The following is a 16816-nucleotide window of genomic DNA, read 5'->3' as shown; positions in this document are numbered from 1 at the left end:
TCTTTTTTTTTAGAAATACCAGGGTATTTCAATTGAAATTCTTTGAGGGTTTTACCAACCCTCAAAGTTTTACTGGCCTACAAAGAATATAGCGTTGGAAATCAAGAGCTTGCCGCTTTCCCAGAAGGAACGGAACATGGGGTTATCCGCCATGTAGACGATTTGTCCCCTGCCTTGATTCTCTACACCATAGACCATGGATTGGGCCATTTTGGGTTTGATTTTGATTCCGATGTATCCGAATCTGTACGCTTCGTTGTTGGGGATAATTCCTACATTGACGCCCCTGTCCAGGTAAGAATATCTGGAGCCGTTATTTTTCAGAGTATAGAACTTTCCACCCAATCCGAAACCAAGCGGATGGGATTCATCGATTTTCAATTCGTATATAGCTCCTGCGGCAGTGGTGGAAATCCCCATCCTTTCCCTTTCTTGGTAAGGCTCCAATCTTTCTACATTCTGTATTTCTTTCTGCTCTTTTTCAGCTGCTTTTTTCTCCTCCTCAGTATCATACCTGCTCAGGTCAAAACCTTCTTTGTCGGCAAAAGTGTTCAGGGCATTTTCAAAGGCGATGAGTTTTCCACCCGCCTTTACCCATTCCAATACTTTTTTGAGGTTATTTTCAGAAATAGCCCCACCCCGGCTTGAAGGCATCAAAATGACATTGTATTTGGTCAAATCAAATCGTGCCAGGTTGTCGGCATCCAAAATACTGATCGGATAATCAAGTTCCTGCTCAAAGAAATACCAAAGCTCTCCAAAATTCAATGAGGAAACCGCATGACCACCCAAAAGTGCCACTTTAGGGGCTACGATTGCTTTGACATCAGAGGAACCGAAATCCTTTCCTTTGTCCACATAAGCGGAATTGGTTGGGTTTAAAGTGATTTCAAATTTGTTAGCTGCATTTACCACCTTTTGGTCATAATCCGATACATACTGATTGCCATTTCTGTGGATAATCAAGGTACCGGAAGGATAACTTTTTCCTTCCAATTCAAAAGCATATTCCGCAAATCTCACACGGATTTTATCATTCAGTAGGGCTGCCAAAAATTGTGGATGCTTTGTGGCGTTCCAAGGAGCAAGGTATGCCAAGGGCTTTCCATTGACGGTATTGGCATTAAAGGCTGTTTTTTCATATTTCTTGGCAGCATCCAATCTGTTCTCAAGCGCATATGCCTGCACACCATAAGAATATGGCAAGGCCCAACTTGTGATGTCATAGGTGATACTGTCCTGAAGCGTAGCCTCGGGTTCAAACAAAACCTGTGTCAACACAGATTTAGGTTGGTAGGCATTCACGATGATATCCTTGTCTGTAGTGGAGAAAGTGGCAGTTTTTCCACTGGAATAATCAAGCCCTTTCAGTCCTGAACGGTTACCCGCAAATCCATATTGGATTTTGTTTTTGTCCAGAAGTTCCAAAAGTGCATGGACCCTTTCCGGATTTTGGTCTCCTTTGATGACAAAACTTTTGTATTTAGCCCTAGGGCTGCTGCTGTTGGATTTGAAGTAATTGGCAAACTCATCAGCCAATTTAGCAGCATTTTGAGCGGTGACCTCCACGGCGGAGATTCCTGCCACATGCTGATGTTCTATTCTTTCTTTAAGGGTCACGGTATCACCAAGGGCATTCAACATGCCCAAACCTGCACGGCCCGAACCACCTTTTTCGATTGTCATCCCAATGGCACCATTGTAGGTTGGCCAAGTATCTCCATAAGCGGGATAAAGCAGGTCAAATCTTTCTTTGGTAAAATAAAACCAGCCCTGTTCATCAAATTTTGCTGCTGTGTTTTTGCCGTACAGCGTTTGGAATTCGAGTTGGAATGGAGAAAGTTGCTCATGCAATGGCTTTGCAGCAGGTGCAAAATAAAACGGAGAGTCAATTCCTTGCTCATGGTAGTCCACAAACAGGTGTGGCATCCATTGGTGATAAAGTTCGATACGCTGTACGGTTTCTTTTTGTGTCTGCCAAGCCCAATCCCTGTTGAGGTCGATCATATAATGATTTGGTCTTCCTCCCGGCCAAGGCTCAAAGTGCTCCATGGACTGTGGGTCAGGCTGCAATCTTGCGTTTTGCTTTTGGTTGTACCAAACGGTGTACCTTTCTTTTCCGTCCGGATTGGCGCAAGGGTCAATGACCAAGACCTGATTTTGCAGCCATTCTTTGGATTGGCTATTCGAGGGATCGGCAATTTGCCAAAAAGTAGTCATCGCCGCTTCTGTAGCCACAGCCTCATTCCCGTGCACATTGTATTGCATCCAGTTCAGGGCAACTTTGGTAGTAGGGGTACCTTCTACCATTCCTGTTCTTTTGAGGTTGTCCATCCGGATATTTTCAAGATTGTTGATATTTTCAGGCGTGGAAACTATCGCTATAAAAAGTGGTCTGTTTTCGTAGCTTTCCCCATAATATACCAATTTGACATTGGGCAGGGTAGCTGCTAAGTGCTCAAAATAATCCACTACACGGTGATGGGGTGTAAATCGGTCTCCCATTTTGTACCCAAGAAATTCCTCCGGGCTTTTTTGGGCAAAGGTTGTGATTGCCAGAAAAAGGGCAAAAACCAAGCTGTATATTTTTTTCATAGAATTTGATATTTGAGCCGGGAAGTTAATAGTATTTACCAAACCCTCCAAGGTATTTGCAGTCCGGATGGATGGATTGTGTGATAGTTGGTGGATGGGGTAGATATGGCTTTGGTAGGTGGATTGACAGAGCACTGGAACAATATTTGAAATAGGGGTATTCTGATAAAGGATAACTGAACTAGAAAAACAAGAAAAAAATCAAAATCACTCACCAAATGCCTTTTCAATTTTTGTCATGGCTAAAAACATTTTACCGGAATCTGGCAGCATAGTAAATCCATACTTTTCATAAAATTTTTTGGCATCATCATCCAAAGGGTCTACCACAACAGCCATAGATCCAAGAGCGCTCTTTGATATTTCCAAAGCTCTTCTTAGTGCGTCTATCAATAAAAACTCCCCATATCCATTTCCTTTTAATTCCCTATCCACTGCCAATCTGCCAAGTAAAGTAACAGGAATCCTGATATAAGATTTTGGAAGTCTTTTGGCATATTCCTCTGGTATTTCTTCCTGCTGGATACTGTAATTTGATAAAGTGTAGTAGGCTTTTACTTCATCGGCATCATTAACGATCACAAAACAAACTGTAAGGTTCCTTTTGGAATCTTGGCCAACTTGGGTCTTGATGTAATTATCCAAAAGGGGTTTGCCACAATCAAATGCTTCTTTCCGGTGTTTTTTTTCTAAAAGAACAATTTTTGAATACTTCATTGATCTGTTAGTTCTTTGTAGCGTGATGCAGCTTCTTTTAACTTTTGATTGGGTTCCAAACTTGAGAGGATAGCTTCAAAAAATATCTCCTTATCCCTATTTGAAACCAATATTCTTTCATGTTCCTGTATGATTTCTTGTGCCTCTTTCCTCATTACGGCAGAAACAAATCCAGCCAATGAAGAATATCCTTTTATTTCGGAAGCTTTTTCAAATAGCAATTTATCGTCATCTGATAAACGCATCTCAAAACGGGATTTTTTTACACTTTCCATTATTTTGTATTTTGAATAGAAGGATCTAATTGACCTTTAATTGAAAGGATTCTACAAATGTCCGTAATTATTCCGTACAAAAAAAGATTTTTTAACCCACTTTTAAATTGTGATATTGGAAATTGCTAAACTCTGATCCCTGAAAAAACATACTTTAAATCGATAACCTTTCTGATTTGCATTAGAATTAAAGGTGAAATTGTGGCTGTCTTTAATCTAAAATCATCAATCTAAATTCTTAAATCAAAAAAAGTGGGGCCTAAGGGATTCGAACCCATGACCTCTGCTCTGTCAAAGCAGCGCTCTAAACCATCCCGATAGCTATCGGGATAAGATCCCAAAATGTATTTTTTCTTGAGTTTAGACCTTATCAAAAAAATTTATGATTCTGGAACAATGATCATATTTTCAGAAATCAAAAAAGTGGGACCTAAGGGATTCGAACCCATGACCTCTGCTCTGTCAAAGCAGCGCTCTAAACCAACTGAGCTAAGATCCCATAATAATTATTACAACAGCGCTCTAAACCATCCCGATAGCTATCGGGATAAGATCCCATTAAATGTAATATGAGCGCTCCAAACCATCCCGATAAATAATAATATGCCGCGCTCAAATTCATTTGAGGATGCTAAAATCAGGAATGATTTTGGGATTTCAAAGGGGCAGGCAATTGGAATATTGAAAGATGGTGAAAATTTAAAATTTTTGAGATCAATAACCTAGATGGGATGTGGGATTGCCAACTTGGATCTTAAATACTTTTTTCACAAACCTTGAGAATAGGAAATATCAATCGGTGCAAGGAATAGACTCCTCCTACGTCGGAGTGACAAGGATAAGTTTGTTCTACTTTTGCCCATGTTGTCAGGGCAAAAGAGTTGTAAACTTTCATTTGGTTGGTGGAATCTACAACCTTCCAACATCTGTTACGATTACCCCTTCTCCCAAACAAATACCCCCATCGCCCTCAGCCCGTGCACAAGAACGGACTTGGGGGGTTCCAGATAGTTGAGGTTGTATTTTGCAACAACTTCCTTTTCCAATTCTGCTGTCAACAAAAACCGCTCTGTCCCATCGGGAAGCAGGTAAACGCCCTCACCCAAGTCAGGCGACTTTTCCAAAATCCCACCCGCGGCGGTAGTCATCCTTAAAAAGAAGATTCCGCCGGGTTTCAAAACCCGCATCATTTCATCCATCATTTTAAAAAACTGCGCTTCACTTTTTGCAAAATGCAGCACAGCAGAACTGATAAGCGCATCAAAAGCACCTGCGTGAAAGGGCATATCCTCTATGATGGAGGTCTGAAAGCGGTAAATATCATAATCCTTTTGGATGGTCTGCGCATATATTCTTGCCATCTGTATGGCTATCGGATTGCTGTCTGCTCCGAATATTTGATAACCCTCATTCAAAAAATAAATGGTATTCCTACCTTCTCCACAGCCGGCATCCAGGATTTTCATGGATTTGGTGAATCGCTTTTTAAGAATCTGATCCAATAGATAGATATCAATATTTCCCAGAAGCTGATTAAGTTTTTTGACTTTCATTTTCAAATTGTGCGATGGCTTTTAAGGTTTTTTGTTTACCGATTTCTATCATTTCCGATGCCCTGTGAAATTCCAGGGTTTTGGCCTGTGTTCTTGAGATTTCTACAATAATATCCACTTGGTGTTTTTCCAATACCAGTTCGGAAAACTTATCCTGCAAAATGTCAAAGGAATAGTTCATGAGATCGATAAAACCCATGCCCTTTGGTTTTTCATCTTTTTCCAAAATAGAAAAATAGGTCGAAAATTTCTTTTGGTAATCAATCATCCAATTGGGCAATTTGCTGATGGTGGGGGGAAGGATTATTTTGTCCTTTTCCTCGATTAAATTTACAAATGCCTCTTTTGGTCCATTGAGATCCACGGCAAGTACTATTTCCCCTCTTTTTTCTTTTGGCAAAAGGCTCAGTGGAATGGGATTCAATATACCTCCATCTATATATTCCTTTCCATGTATTTTTGCGGGAGTGAGTACCGTGGGTATGGAAACTGAGGCCCTGATGGCCGCATACAAGCTTCCTTTTCTGAACACATGCTCTTTACCTGAAGGTATTTCCACTGCTGTACAGACAAAAGGAATATTCAAATCCTCAATCTGACAATCTGCAATCAGTTTTTTGAGTTCACCAAAAACTTTGTCCCCTTTGATAAAACCCCGACTGGAAATGGTGAAATCCATCAGGGAAAAAACATCAATTTTGTCCAGATTACAGATCCAGTCTTTGAACTTTGGAAGCTTACCTGTGGCATACATACCGCCGATCAACGCTCCGGCAGAAGAACCGGCTATGGACACGATTTCGTATCCCGATTCTTCCAATGCTTCGATTGCACCTATATGCGCCATTCCCCGGGCACCACCACTCGATAATACCAGTGAAACTGTTTTTTTGCTCATAGTTTAAAATTATTATGAAAAATCAATCTTAGCACGCTAATTCGCAAAACGAAATTAATCAATTATGAGTCAATTCAAGCCTTTTCATCTTGCATTTCCCATCAGGGACATTGAAGAAACCCGAAAATTCTATGGAGATTTGTTGGGATGTGATATCGGAAGAAGTACCGAAAAATGGATAGATTTCAATTTTTTTGGGCATCAGTTGTCCGCTCATGTCAAACCTGAAGAACTGAATTTGGCCAAGGCAAATGAAGTAGACGGCAAAAATGTTCCTGTGAGGCATTTTGGGGCGATCTTACCTTGGGAAGAATGGCATGCCTTGGCAGATAAGCTGAAAGACCATGGAATGGAATTTGTCATCGAGCCATATATCAGATTCAAGGGAGAGGTAGGGGAACAGGCTACCATGTTTTTCTTAGACCCTTCGGGCAATGCACTTGAGTTTAAATCCTTTCAGGATCAGGGGCAGATTTTTGCGAAGTGAGACTCTGACTTAGCTTTTGATCAATGCCTATCTTCTAGTTGAGTCTGTTTTTATTTGACTGTGGGATGACCGATGACGGATGACCGATGTTGGCATGAATTGGTATTTTGATCAGCCTTTGTTGAAGTGTCCCGTTTTTACTGGAAAAATAGAGGAAACCTAAAATCCTTATTAACTGAATAACCAATTACTGAAAAGACTCCCTCAAATACTTCCCGGTAAAATTCCCCTCAGTTTCCATCAGGGCTTCGGGGGTGCCTTCAAATGTGATATGTCCGCCGTTTTCACCACCTTCAGGACCTAAGTCGATCACCCAATCCGCAGCTTTGATCACCTCAGTATTGTGTTCGATGATGATGACCGAATGGCCCTGTTCTATCAGGGCATTAATGGAATGCAAGAGTTTGCGGATATCATGGAAGTGCAATCCCGTGGTAGGTTCATCAAAAATAAACAGGATATGGTCACCGGATTTGGTGCCGCCTTTACCTAAGAAGGAAGCCAATTTTACCCTTTGGGCTTCACCTCCTGAAAGTGTATTGGAAGACTGACCCATTCCGATATATCCTAGACCGACTTCCTGCAGGGGCTGCAGCTTGTTGATAATTTGGGATTTTCCTTTGAAAAATTCCATGGCTTCATCAATGGTCAAATCCAGGATGTCGGATATGTCCTTATCCTTGTATTTGACTTCCAGGATTTCATTTTTGAAGCGTTTGCCTTTGCAGGACTCACAGGTCAGATGGATATCCGCCATAAACTGCATTTCCACAGTAACCGTGCCTTCTCCCTGACAGGCTTCACATCTCCCGCCATCCACATTGAAGCTGAAAAAGGCAGGTTTATATCCCCGCTGTTTAGAAAGTGTCTGATCCGAATACAAAGTCCTGATGGCATCGTAGGCTTTGACATAAGTTACCGGGTTGGATCGGGAGGATTTTCCGATGGGATTTTGATCCACAAATTCCACTTGAGTGATTTTTTTGTAATCCCCATCCAGTTTGTCAAATTTCCCTGTTTCGTCTATCACCGTTCCCAAGGTTTTGCCCAAAGCAGGATAGAGTACCTTTTTGACCAAAGTGGATTTACCGGACCCACTCACCCCGGTGACCACAGTCAGCGTGTGCAGCGGAAATTTAACGGTCAGATTTTTAAGGTTGTTTTCTCTTGCACCTTTGACAGAGATGGAGTCTTTCCATTTCCTGTTGAAATCCTTCGCTTGGATTTTTTCCTCTCCTTTTAAATATTGGGCTGTATAGCTTTTTCCATGAATCAACAATTCCTGAAGGTCTCCCTGAAAAACCAAGTGTCCGCCTTTAACGCCTGCTTCCGGTCCTATATCAATGATCTGATCTGCGGCCTTCATGACTTTTTCTTCATGCTCGACCACAATCACGGTATTGCCAAGATCACGTAAAGTTTTCAACACCTCAATCAATCGGTCTGTATCCCTTGGATGCAGTCCTATACTTGGTTCATCCAATATATACATGGAACCCACCAAGGCAGAACCCAATGAGGTTGCCAGTTTGATCCTTTGGAATTCACCTCCTGAAAGTGAAGAGGTCAAGCGGTTCAACGTCAAATAGCCTAGACCCACCTTGTCCATATATTCCAATCTGTTCTGGATTTCTTTTAAAAGCCTATTGGCTACTTTCTTTTCTGAATCAGAGATCTCGATTTCCTGAAAAAACCTTAACGCTTTATGTATGGGCAGCAAAACGATATCCGTGATGGACCTGCCATTGATTTTGACAAAGGAGGCATCTTTTCTTAACCTTGTTCCCCTACAATCCGGGCAAGTGGTCCTGCCCCTGAACCGGGATAGCATGACCCGATATTGGATTTTGTGGGTTTTGGTTTCCAGGTCTGCAAAGAAATCATTCAGTCCCTTGAAATGTTGATTTCCGGTCCAGAGCAATTCCTTCTGTGACTCATCCAAATCCTCATAGGCACGATGGATGGGGAAATCAAAGTAAATTCCTTTTTTTACCAAAGGTTCCAGCCATTTGGAGGAACTTTCGCCCCGCCATGGTGCTATGGCACCTTCATAAATAGACATGCTTTTGTCAGGAATCACCAGGTCAGGGTCAATGCCCAATACAGAGCCAAAGCCTTCACAGGTTTTGCAGGCGCCATAGGGATTGTTGAAACTGAAAAAATTCACCGATGGCAATTCGAAACTCATGCCATCCAATTCGAATCGATCCGTAAAGGTTCTTTTGGTTTTTTCGGGAATCAGGATGGTACAGTCTCCATGACCTTCAAAGAAAGCTGTTTGAACCGAATCGGCTATCCTGAACTGATTGTCTTCATCTTCTTTTTGGATAGAAACCCTATCAATTAGAATCTCATAATCTCCTTTTGGCAAATCAGAATTCCCGACTAAATCTTCCAGAAAATAGGCATCTCCATTGACCAATACCCTGGTAAAACCTTTTTGAAGTAATAATTCCAATTCCTGTTTCCTTGATCGGTCTTGGGAAAGGTGGAGAGGGCAGGAAATCATGACCTTGTCGCCTTCCTCAAATCTGTGGATAAAATCCACCACATCCGTTACGGTATGGTGTTTTACTTCATCACCACTGACAGGAGATATGGTTCTTCCAATCCTGCTAAACAATAACTTGAGGTAATCATAGATTTCAGTGGTGGTGCCGACTGTAGAGCGGGGGTTTTTGGTATTGACCTTTTGTTGGATGGCGATGGCGGGAGAGACCCCTTTGATATATTCCACATCCGGCTTTTCCATTCTGCCCAGAAACTGACGTGCATAAGAGCTGAGACTTTCGACATACATCCTTTGTCCTTCGGCAAAAAGTGTATCAAATGCCAGGGATGACTTTCCTGAACCCGAAAGTCCGGTAATCACCACCAGTTTATTTCTGGGAATGGCAACGCTAAGGCTTTTGAGATTGTTGACCTTGGCATTTTTGATGATAATATATTCCTTGGGATCAAGGGTATCTACGGATGGGGATTCGAATTCAGTGCTTACACTCATAACTGGCAAAGTTACCGATTCAACAGATGAAATGGTAATTTGTTGGAAAGATTAGCCTTCAATTTTGTATATAACGTAGGCATAGACAAAAAATCTGATAATTCTGAGCAAACTGACCCATAGGTACTTTTTTTTGTCCATTCCACCGGCACCGGCCAGCAGAGAGATAGCAGAAAAAGGAAGGGGGCTCACACAGGCGACAACGACCAGATGTGCTCCATATTTTTGGAAAAGTAACCGGTACTTTAGAATGATTTTATTTTTGCCATTTAGAATTTTGCTTTTGTCTTTGGCGAATGCTCCGATGGTGAAGTTGGAAAAACCTGCCAGGTAAGAGATAACAGAAAGCAGGCCTATACTGGGAAAATAACTCCCAATCAAGCCGGTTTTAAGGGACCAAAGCATAAACACCTCAGGCGGAATCACGCCAAACAAAATCTCTGAGGCTACAAAAACAGACATGACCAAAGGAACATTGTCATAGATTCTTCCAAACCATTCCATTCGTTCCTCTTCTGAAAAATAGCTTTTGATAAGAAAATATACAACGATCAAAAATATCAGATAAAGAAATCCTTTCAGAATATTCCGGATCAAAAATCGGGTTTTGTCATCTAAGAATTTTTTCTTTTTCATAAAAATGTTCGGTCGGTCAAACCTCCAGCAAGTAATTAAGGATTATATTTTTAAAAATAAAAAAATCTATTGAAATACCTGCGCATTTGATTTTCAAGTCAAGGCCCTGTTGATAGAAGCATTTTCTCTATCTCATCCTAATCGCAATTATCATGGCAGAAGCCAAGGTCAGGAAGGCAATAGTCATCATGGAAGCTTCCAGGCCCAAAGCATCTGCGATCAATCCTGTCAGAATGGCTCCAATGGCATAGCCCAAATCCCGCCAAAGCCTGAATACACCAACCGAATTGGCCCGGTCCTTTGGATGGGTGTTTTCTGCAACCGTAGCCAGGAAAGTAGGGTAAACCATGGCCGTTCCCCATCCCAGACTTGCGGATAGAATTATATAATGGGTAAGACTGTCTGCAAATAGAAACAGTCCCAAAGCTATACTCTGAAGAAACATTCCTAAAAAAAGGAGGTGTTTCTTGTTGTAGATATCAGCCATTTTTCCCGTAAATAGTTGTCCGAAACCCCAAACAGCAGGATACACTGCGGTGACAATTCCGATGGCTTCCAATGAGAAACCTTTGGAAGCCAAAAGAATGGGAAAAATCCCCCAGGCCATTCCATCATTGAGGTTGTTGACCAAACCGGCCTGGGTGACCGAACCCAGGTTAGGGTGTTTCCAGGTAGTTTCCCAAAAGATGTTTTGAAGCAATGGAATTTCTGAATAGCTATTTTCGGCGGCTACATGCTTTCTGGTATCCTTGATCAAAAATATACTGCCCAAAAGTCCAAGCACAGCCAAGCCAATTCCAAGAATAAAGGGATAGGGTCTGAGTCCGTATTCTACAGCGATATATCCGGTAAGGAAAGCAACAATGGCCACTGCCAAATACCCGGCAAATTCATTCAGTCCCATGGCAAAACCGCGCTGTTTTTCTCCAACCAGATCGATTTTCATCACTACCGTGCTACTCCATGCCAGACCTTGGTTGATCCCCAAAAGCACGTTAGCAGCTACAATCCAATCCCAGGATGGCGCAAACATGAGCATAAAGGGAACAGGAAGTCCGAAAACCCAACCCAGCACCAAGAGATTTTTTCTGCCGATTTTATTGGCAAAAGCCCCGGCAAAATAATTGGAAATTGCCTTTATTATACCAAAAACAATGATAAAAGAAAGGATGGCAGTCTTGGCAGCTATCTCAAATTCCACTTCTGCGATCTGGGGAAGAATGCTTCTTTCCAAACCTACCATTCCGCCCACAAAAGCATTGATAATCACAAGAAGGGTAAATTGCTTCCAGTTTTCCTTTAAACCCAGTTGAATTTTTTCCATCAAAAATGTATCTGCCAACAAAATTCAACATTGGGCAAAAGGAATCCTTTTACATTTGTTAAAAAAGACCTCAAAGGTCAAGTGCTGCTAACCTTCGAGTCCACCGCGGCGGACTCGAAGGTTTTTGTTGAAAGGATATGAGCAGTTTTTGGCTGATTCCTGGGAAAATATCTTCCTTTATACATCAGATCCCAACCAACTAAACATACCCAAACACCAATTCTAAAAATTTTTGTGTTTTGGCTTTACAGATCGTGCCTTTGGCACTCTGGTTTCCGGGTATATCGGATATTCCCCAGCATATCATGCCGGGTTATTACAAGTCTTGCCTTTGGCAAGATTTATAAGAATACAGGGTTTTGTTCCGATAGCTATCGGAACCCAAAGGTCAGGGAAGTGCAACCTTTGAGGTCTTTTTTCAGACCTCGAAGGTTTTGAAGCTGGGGATGCATTGGGAATTTATACCGTTTGCCAGGAAAAAGACCTTTGGGGTTTTGTTCCGATAGCTATCGGAACCCAAAGGTCAGGGAAGTGCAACCTTTGAGGTCTTTTTCCAGACCTCGAAGGTTTTGAAGCTGGATATCCGTTGAGAATTTTACCAATTGCCGGGAAAAAGACCTTCGGGGTTTTTGTTCCGATAGCTCCTAAAATCCGTAAGTGACCTAATGACATTCAATTCTGTAAACCAAACCGTGTTGTTTTGAAAAATTGAGTAAAATCAAGGCTTTTGTTTTCTCTTGTTTCCGAAGTTTGTTTGTTTTTGCTGACTTGATTTACAGAATTATTGAAATTTTGAAAAGTAAAGACAGTTTTATCCAATACTTATTTTAGAGGAATGAGCCATTTTTTTTCGCAAATGTTTTTTTTATCAGGTATATACAAAAGCTGGATTATATACTTTTAGCTTCATTTGTCTGCTTTGTTTTATCCATTTTGCAGGAAGAATTATAAATCGAAAAATAAATTTTTTAATTCGGTCGGTGGGTTTTATACTTTTGCATTTAGTTGAAAAATAGTTAATCACATTATTGTATAGGTTTCTGCAAATTGCTGAAAAATAGAGGAATACTGAGTTTTTGTTTAACGAAGAAAAAGGGAGGCATTGCCAACCAAAATCATTTTTTAAGATGTCAAACTGTCTTTCCATGTTGCCCCGCTTGGCGTAAAAATTAGCGACTTCCAAATCAGTCATATCAAAATTATTGGTCAATATTGCACGGTAATCATAGGCATCCTGTGTGATTATGTTCATTTGGCCATCATTTCTTAACCTGCGTTTTACCAAAAGGCGATACGGCTTGGGAGTAGCTTTATATTCTCTGGCTTGTTGTGAAAAAGGAGTGATCAAGATTGAACCTACTTGTAATTCCCCAAATTCATCTTTGGCTGTTGTCCAATCCTGAACCTGTGTAAAATGTTTTTCCACGTAACTGTTTCTACAACCTACATAGAAAAACTCAGATTTTTCATTCAACAACTCAATGACTTCATATTGATAAGATGCTGCATCTGCTCTGAAATGTGAAACTTTTGGAGTTTTAACTTTTTCCAAAGCTCCAAACATGCGTTGTAAAGTATCAATTTGGAATGACTTAGCATCGGAATTACCATTTCTATTCTCGATGTAAAAGATATGTTCTTCGTTTATTGTACACACACCGGGTTGATAACCATAATCCCTTTTATAAGTCATTTTACTATCGCTTTTTTCATTAAAAATGATAGTATTATCGTAGTCAAGCGTCAATTCCTGAGAATTTAATACCCCAAGTTTTGACAGTATTGCCATGTTTAGTTTACATAATTCTTCATTACTATTAAATTCATGCTCAACTGAACCTCTCTTAGTTTTACAAATCTGATTTTCAGTGGCTAACTCAGACAGGCGCTTCAGTAAAGTATCAGGACTAGGTAATTTTATATAAGGATTGTTTTCAAAATGCGGCCTTAAATTGGTGTGTATATCTTCAATGCAGTCCCCACCACAATAATAAATTGACAGGAAAGAATAAAATAAATCTTTCCATGAATAACGAGAATTGGGGTTTAATTTAGGTAAAGAATCAGATAGGATATCACTAATATTCAGCTTGTTAAGGTGTTCAAAAACGAAATTCATCCCTCCAAATGCTGATATTGAATTTGATTTTACTACTTTCATTCATCGATTGTTTGTGCAACACCAAATTAGGTGAAATAATCGAAACCGCAAAGCCTTAGCAATTAAGGTTTTGCGGTATTTTTAAACATCTGTATGCGGATTTTAGGAGCTATCGGAACCCAAAGGTCAGGGAAGTGCAACCTTTGAGGTCTTTTTCCGGACCTCGAAGGTTTTGAGGCTGGATATCCGTTGAGAATTTAACCGCTTGCCGGGAAAAAGACCTTCGGGTTTTTGTTCCGATGGCTATCGGAACCCAAAGGTCAGGGAAGTGCAACCTTTGAGGTCTTTTTTCAGACCTCGAAGGTTTTGAAGCTAGATATCCGTTGAGAATTTAACCGCTTGCCGGGAAAAAGACCTTCGGGGTTTTTGGAAACCCCAAAGGTCAGGGAAGTGCAACCTTCGGGTTTTTGTTCCTATAGCTATCGGAACCCAAAGGTCGGGGTTCAATATTTGGCTCTGATTCTACTCAGGCTGACTTGGGTGATTCCCAAATAGGAGGCAATATGTTTGAGCGGAACGCGCTGCAGAATATCAGGGGAAGTTTTCAAAAGATCCCGATAGCGCTCTTCGGCAGAGTGGAATTGGATGCTTTCCAATCTGTTTACCGTTTCCACATAAGCAGCTTCAAAAATCTTCCTGAACAATCTTTCAATTTCCGGGTAACTGTCATACAATTCAAAAAGTGAAGGCGAACTGATCCCGATAAAATCGGAGTCTTCCAAAACCTGAATACCTTTTTTGCTTGGCTTACCGGTAAAAAGGCTTTCCACTCTGGCGATCAGTGAATTTTCAAAAGCAAAGGATTCTGTGATTTCAGTCCCATCTTTATAGTAGTAGATCCTGGCCATGCCTTTTTTGACAAAATAAATCGTCCTACAGGTATGGCCAATAGATTGAAGATCTTTGTTTTTGAGAATATGGACTTCGCGGCAGATATTCCCAAGGGCCTCTTCGGCCTTTGGGTTTAATTTCTGAAACTGGTCGAAATAGTTGAAGAGTGAAGAAAATTTATTGTTCTGATTCATCCTGAAAATAACAAATGGGAATAATTCCTTTCTTTTTTCTGAATATCCGAATTTACCAAAATAAAATCAGGGGCAGCTTTTTTTCTGTCCATAAATAGATTTATCGGATTATATGCACTGATGCATCTTGATTAATTCAACAGTTTTTGTAAAATTATAGCATCCAAATTTCCTTTCCCATGAAGATTCTCTTTTCCTTATTGCTTTTCTCTTGTTTGGTTTTTGCACTGATTTTACCCGTATCAGGTCAGGAACCTGTGGATTTGATCCGGGATCTCCGCAAGATACACACGCCAAATGGCATTGAAGTTCTGGAACAGGTCGAACTCAATGGCTCCAAGCAATGGATAAGTATCCGAGGTAAAGACAAGTCAAATCCGGTTTTATTGGTATTGCATGGGGGACCGGCAAGTCCATTGATGCCGGTAAGTTGGGCTTATCAGAGTCCTTGGGAAGATTATTTTACCGTGGTAAATTGGGATCAGCGCGCTGCCGGGAAAAATTGGATGAATACCGATACTACTCTTGTGGCTGAGCAACTTGAATTCCGGACACTGATTCGGGATGCTTACTATCTTGTGGATCACTTAAGGGAACGTCTTCAGCAGGAGAAAATCTTCCTCATGGGATATTCCTATGGCTCAGGAATAGGCATCCGTATGGCTGCCCGCATTCCTGACAAACTTCATGCTTATATTGGCATGGGCCAAATGGCTCCCGGCAAACCTGAACAGGTAATCTACAACCGGTTGCTTGATTTGGCTAAAGAGGCTCAACATGTTGAAGCCCTTCGGGAATTGGAAGCCTTGGCACCTTATCCTGCAGCTGATGGTGCCACTCCGATGAAGAAAATAATTACTGTTCGCAAATGGGCCAGATACTTCAATGGAGGTTGGTACGGTAAGCAGGATTTTAAACTTTTCTTTTCCCTTCCCGAATTGTCTCCGGATTACAGTCCCGAAGAAATCCAAAGCTTGGATGTCAGCACCGCCTGGATTACCCGCAAAATTCTCGCTCAAGGCGGCGCAGGCGATTTTCCAATGGATTTTCGGATCCCGGTGGTCATGATGATGGGCATGCATGACTTACATACGCCTTACGAATCTGTGGTTAATTATTGGGAACAGCTTTCCGCGCCAAACAAGCAGTTGATCACCTTCGATTATAGTGGTCATATGCCATTTTTGGAAGAACCAGGCAAGTTTTTGGTGGAACTTGTAAATAAAGTAAGACCCTTGGCAGATTGATGGAGTTCAAAACCCAACCTCTGGAATCAGAAACCTTATTTGATTAAAAACAGTATTCGGCCCACTCAATTCCGGTTTATCTTTCCAAGGCCTGAGATTTTTTCACTGATGACAGTGGGATTTCCGGTGTAACTCACAGATCCAATGCCATCGACCCGGATACTCAGTTCATCTTCACAGTGAACGGAAACAGCCCCAATGCCCGAACTTACCAAATCCACCCTTTGGGCGGTGAATTGGGAAGCATCAATATTGCCTATGCCTTCATTGACCAATTTGAATTCATCGGTCTCTCCTTTCAATTCCATATTTCCTACAAAATTCAATCTGGAATCAACAGATTCAGCTGCTATTTCCAATTGAATATTTCCTACCCCATTTCCCGAAATGCGAAGATTTTCCAAGGTCAGGATCTCAGAAGTTCTAATATTTCCTGCCCCTTCAAATTTAAGCTCTGTAAGATCAGCAATAACAAGATTCACCTGAACGCTGTTATTCTTTAAAAAACCGCCCTGATCTTTTTCCCGCAAAGTCAATTCCAACAAATCTCCGGTCTGCTTGACTATAAGTTTTTTGACCAGGTCTTCACTGCCGGATATTTCCAAAGACTCTTGGTCATATTGGGAAATAGTGACATTGAACACCCCACTGAGCTTTAGCCTTTTGACGCCCTCAATTTCTACGGTTTCAGTATAATTGTTGATGCCGACATTACAGGAAGCAATAATTCCCATCAGGAGCAATAGCGATAAAATGGATTTGATTTTCATAGGAGATGTGGTTTTGTGGATTTTACTTTTTAAAAGTATAAAAATTCATTGAATAAACACCTATCCTGTCTATGGAATGGTATTTGCACTTTAATAGATACAATTAAATTGATTTTTAACTTTA

General features: G+C 41.0%; 13 protein-coding genes and 1 tRNA gene. 2 read left to right on the top strand and 12 right to left on the bottom strand.

Annotation, left to right across the window (positions count from 1 at the left end; genetic code table 11):
- Window positions 1-69 precede the first annotated feature (69 nt).
- The 6 genes from B9A52_RS05115 to B9A52_RS05085 form a co-directional block, all read right to left on the bottom strand.
- Window positions 70-2595 carry a M14 family zinc carboxypeptidase gene (locus B9A52_RS05115; RefSeq protein ID WP_084119285.1) on the bottom strand — a complete coding sequence of 842 codons (2526 nt, stop codon included), beginning with the start codon at window positions 2593-2595 and terminating at the stop codon, window positions 70-72.
- 207 nt (window positions 2596-2802) lie between these two features.
- A complete protein-coding gene (locus tag B9A52_RS05110; RefSeq protein ID WP_084119284.1) occupies window positions 2803-3312 on the bottom strand; it encodes a GNAT family N-acetyltransferase in 510 nt (169 codons plus the stop codon).
- Window positions 3309-3587, bottom strand: coding sequence for a type II toxin-antitoxin system TacA family antitoxin (locus B9A52_RS05105; protein ID WP_084119283.1), 279 nt, complete (start codon window positions 3585-3587; stop codon window positions 3309-3311). Before B9A52_RS05105 ends, B9A52_RS05110 begins: the two co-directional genes overlap by 4 nt.
- A 424-nt stretch (window positions 3588-4011) precedes the next feature.
- Window positions 4012-4086 (bottom strand) — tRNA-Val (locus B9A52_RS05095).
- Between the two features lie 436 nt (window positions 4087-4522).
- On the bottom strand, window positions 4523-5140 hold the full coding sequence (locus tag B9A52_RS05090; RefSeq protein ID WP_084119282.1) for a class I SAM-dependent methyltransferase: 618 nt from the start codon (window positions 5138-5140) through the stop codon (window positions 4523-4525).
- On the bottom strand, window positions 5121-6038 hold the full coding sequence (locus B9A52_RS05085; protein ID WP_084119281.1) for a patatin-like phospholipase family protein: 918 nt from the start codon (window positions 6036-6038) through the stop codon (window positions 5121-5123). The genes B9A52_RS05090 and B9A52_RS05085 overlap by 20 nt, the downstream gene beginning before the upstream one ends.
- A 64-nt stretch (window positions 6039-6102) precedes the next feature.
- On the opposite strand from B9A52_RS05085, the gene B9A52_RS05080 reads away from it, so the two are divergent.
- The gene (locus B9A52_RS05080) at window positions 6103-6525 is read left to right on the top strand and encodes a VOC family protein (RefSeq protein ID WP_084119280.1); all 423 of its coding nucleotides are present in this window, start codon (window positions 6103-6105) and stop codon (window positions 6523-6525) included.
- A 187-nt stretch (window positions 6526-6712) separates the two neighbouring features.
- On the opposite strand, the gene uvrA is transcribed toward B9A52_RS05080, so the two are convergent.
- The 5 genes from uvrA to B9A52_RS05050 all read right to left on the bottom strand — a co-directional run bounded on the left by uvrA (window position 6713) and on the right by B9A52_RS05050 (window position 14675).
- On the bottom strand, window positions 6713-9529 hold the full coding sequence (gene uvrA / locus B9A52_RS05075) for an excinuclease ABC subunit UvrA (RefSeq protein WP_084119279.1): 2817 nt from the start codon (window positions 9527-9529) through the stop codon (window positions 6713-6715).
- Between the two features lie 51 nt (window positions 9530-9580).
- Entirely contained in the window at window positions 9581-10165 is a 585-nt protein-coding gene (locus B9A52_RS05070; protein ID WP_084119278.1) for a YqaA family protein, read from the bottom strand.
- A gap of 127 nt (window positions 10166-10292) precedes the next feature.
- Window positions 10293-11489 carry an MFS transporter gene (locus B9A52_RS05065; RefSeq protein WP_084123398.1) on the bottom strand — a complete coding sequence of 399 codons (1197 nt, stop codon included), beginning with the start codon at window positions 11487-11489 and terminating at the stop codon, window positions 10293-10295.
- Between the two features lie 868 nt (window positions 11490-12357).
- Window positions 12358-13650 (bottom strand): IS1380 family transposase, encoded by a 1293-nt coding sequence (locus B9A52_RS05055; protein ID WP_084118757.1) that lies wholly within the window; start codon window positions 13648-13650, stop codon window positions 12358-12360.
- A 443-nt stretch (window positions 13651-14093) separates the two neighbouring features.
- A complete protein-coding gene (locus B9A52_RS05050; protein ID WP_084119276.1) occupies window positions 14094-14675 on the bottom strand; it encodes a Crp/Fnr family transcriptional regulator in 582 nt (193 codons plus the stop codon).
- A gap of 179 nt (window positions 14676-14854) precedes the next feature.
- Between B9A52_RS05050 and B9A52_RS05045 the strand changes: the two genes are divergently transcribed.
- On the top strand, window positions 14855-15922 hold the full coding sequence (locus B9A52_RS05045; protein WP_084119275.1) for an alpha/beta fold hydrolase: 1068 nt from the start codon (window positions 14855-14857) through the stop codon (window positions 15920-15922).
- Between the two features lie 65 nt (window positions 15923-15987).
- Here the strand turns inward: B9A52_RS05045 and B9A52_RS05040 are convergent, their stop codons facing one another.
- The gene (locus B9A52_RS05040; RefSeq protein WP_157370074.1) at window positions 15988-16692 is read right to left on the bottom strand and encodes a GIN domain-containing protein; all 705 of its coding nucleotides are present in this window, start codon (window positions 16690-16692) and stop codon (window positions 15988-15990) included.
- Window positions 16693-16816: the final 124 nt, after the last annotated feature.

The sequence above is a fragment of the Aquiflexum balticum DSM 16537 genome (assembly GCF_900176595.1).
In the GTDB taxonomy this organism is placed as follows: Bacteria; Bacteroidota; Bacteroidia; order Cytophagales; family Cyclobacteriaceae; genus Aquiflexum; species Aquiflexum balticum.
This window is presented reverse-complemented; position numbering and strand designations above follow the sequence as displayed.

Bases quoted from the DNA above. Each gene is read 5' to 3' on its own strand.
- B9A52_RS05070 (WP_084119278.1), bottom strand. From the start codon at position 10,165: ATGAAAAAGAAAAAATTCTTAGATGACAAAACCCGATTTTTGATCCGG.
- B9A52_RS05085 (WP_084119281.1), bottom strand. From the start codon at position 6,038: ATGAGCAAAAAAACAGTTTCACTGGTATTATCGAGTGGTGGTGCCCGG.
- B9A52_RS05110 (WP_084119284.1), bottom strand. From the start codon at position 3,312: ATGAAGTATTCAAAAATTGTTCTTTTAGAAAAAAAACACCGGAAAGAA.
- B9A52_RS05080 (WP_084119280.1), top strand. From the start codon at position 6,103: ATGAGTCAATTCAAGCCTTTTCATCTTGCATTTCCCATCAGGGACATT.
- B9A52_RS05090 (WP_084119282.1), bottom strand. From the start codon at position 5,140: ATGAAAGTCAAAAAACTTAATCAGCTTCTGGGAAATATTGATATCTAT.
- B9A52_RS05040 (WP_157370074.1), bottom strand. From the start codon at position 16,692: ATGAAAATCAAATCCATTTTATCGCTATTGCTCCTGATGGGAATTATT.
- uvrA (WP_084119279.1), bottom strand. From the start codon at position 9,529: ATGAGTGTAAGCACTGAATTCGAATCCCCATCCGTAGATACCCTTGAT.
- B9A52_RS05050 (WP_084119276.1), bottom strand. From the start codon at position 14,675: ATGAATCAGAACAATAAATTTTCTTCACTCTTCAACTATTTCGACCAG.
- B9A52_RS05055 (WP_084118757.1), bottom strand. From the start codon at position 13,650: ATGAAAGTAGTAAAATCAAATTCAATATCAGCATTTGGAGGGATGAAT.
- B9A52_RS05065 (WP_084123398.1), bottom strand. From the start codon at position 11,489: ATGGAAAAAATTCAACTGGGTTTAAAGGAAAACTGGAAGCAATTTACC.
- B9A52_RS05045 (WP_084119275.1), top strand. From the start codon at position 14,855: ATGAAGATTCTCTTTTCCTTATTGCTTTTCTCTTGTTTGGTTTTTGCA.
- B9A52_RS05115 (WP_084119285.1), bottom strand. From the start codon at position 2,595: ATGAAAAAAATATACAGCTTGGTTTTTGCCCTTTTTCTGGCAATCACA.
- B9A52_RS05105 (WP_084119283.1), bottom strand. From the start codon at position 3,587: ATGGAAAGTGTAAAAAAATCCCGTTTTGAGATGCGTTTATCAGATGAC.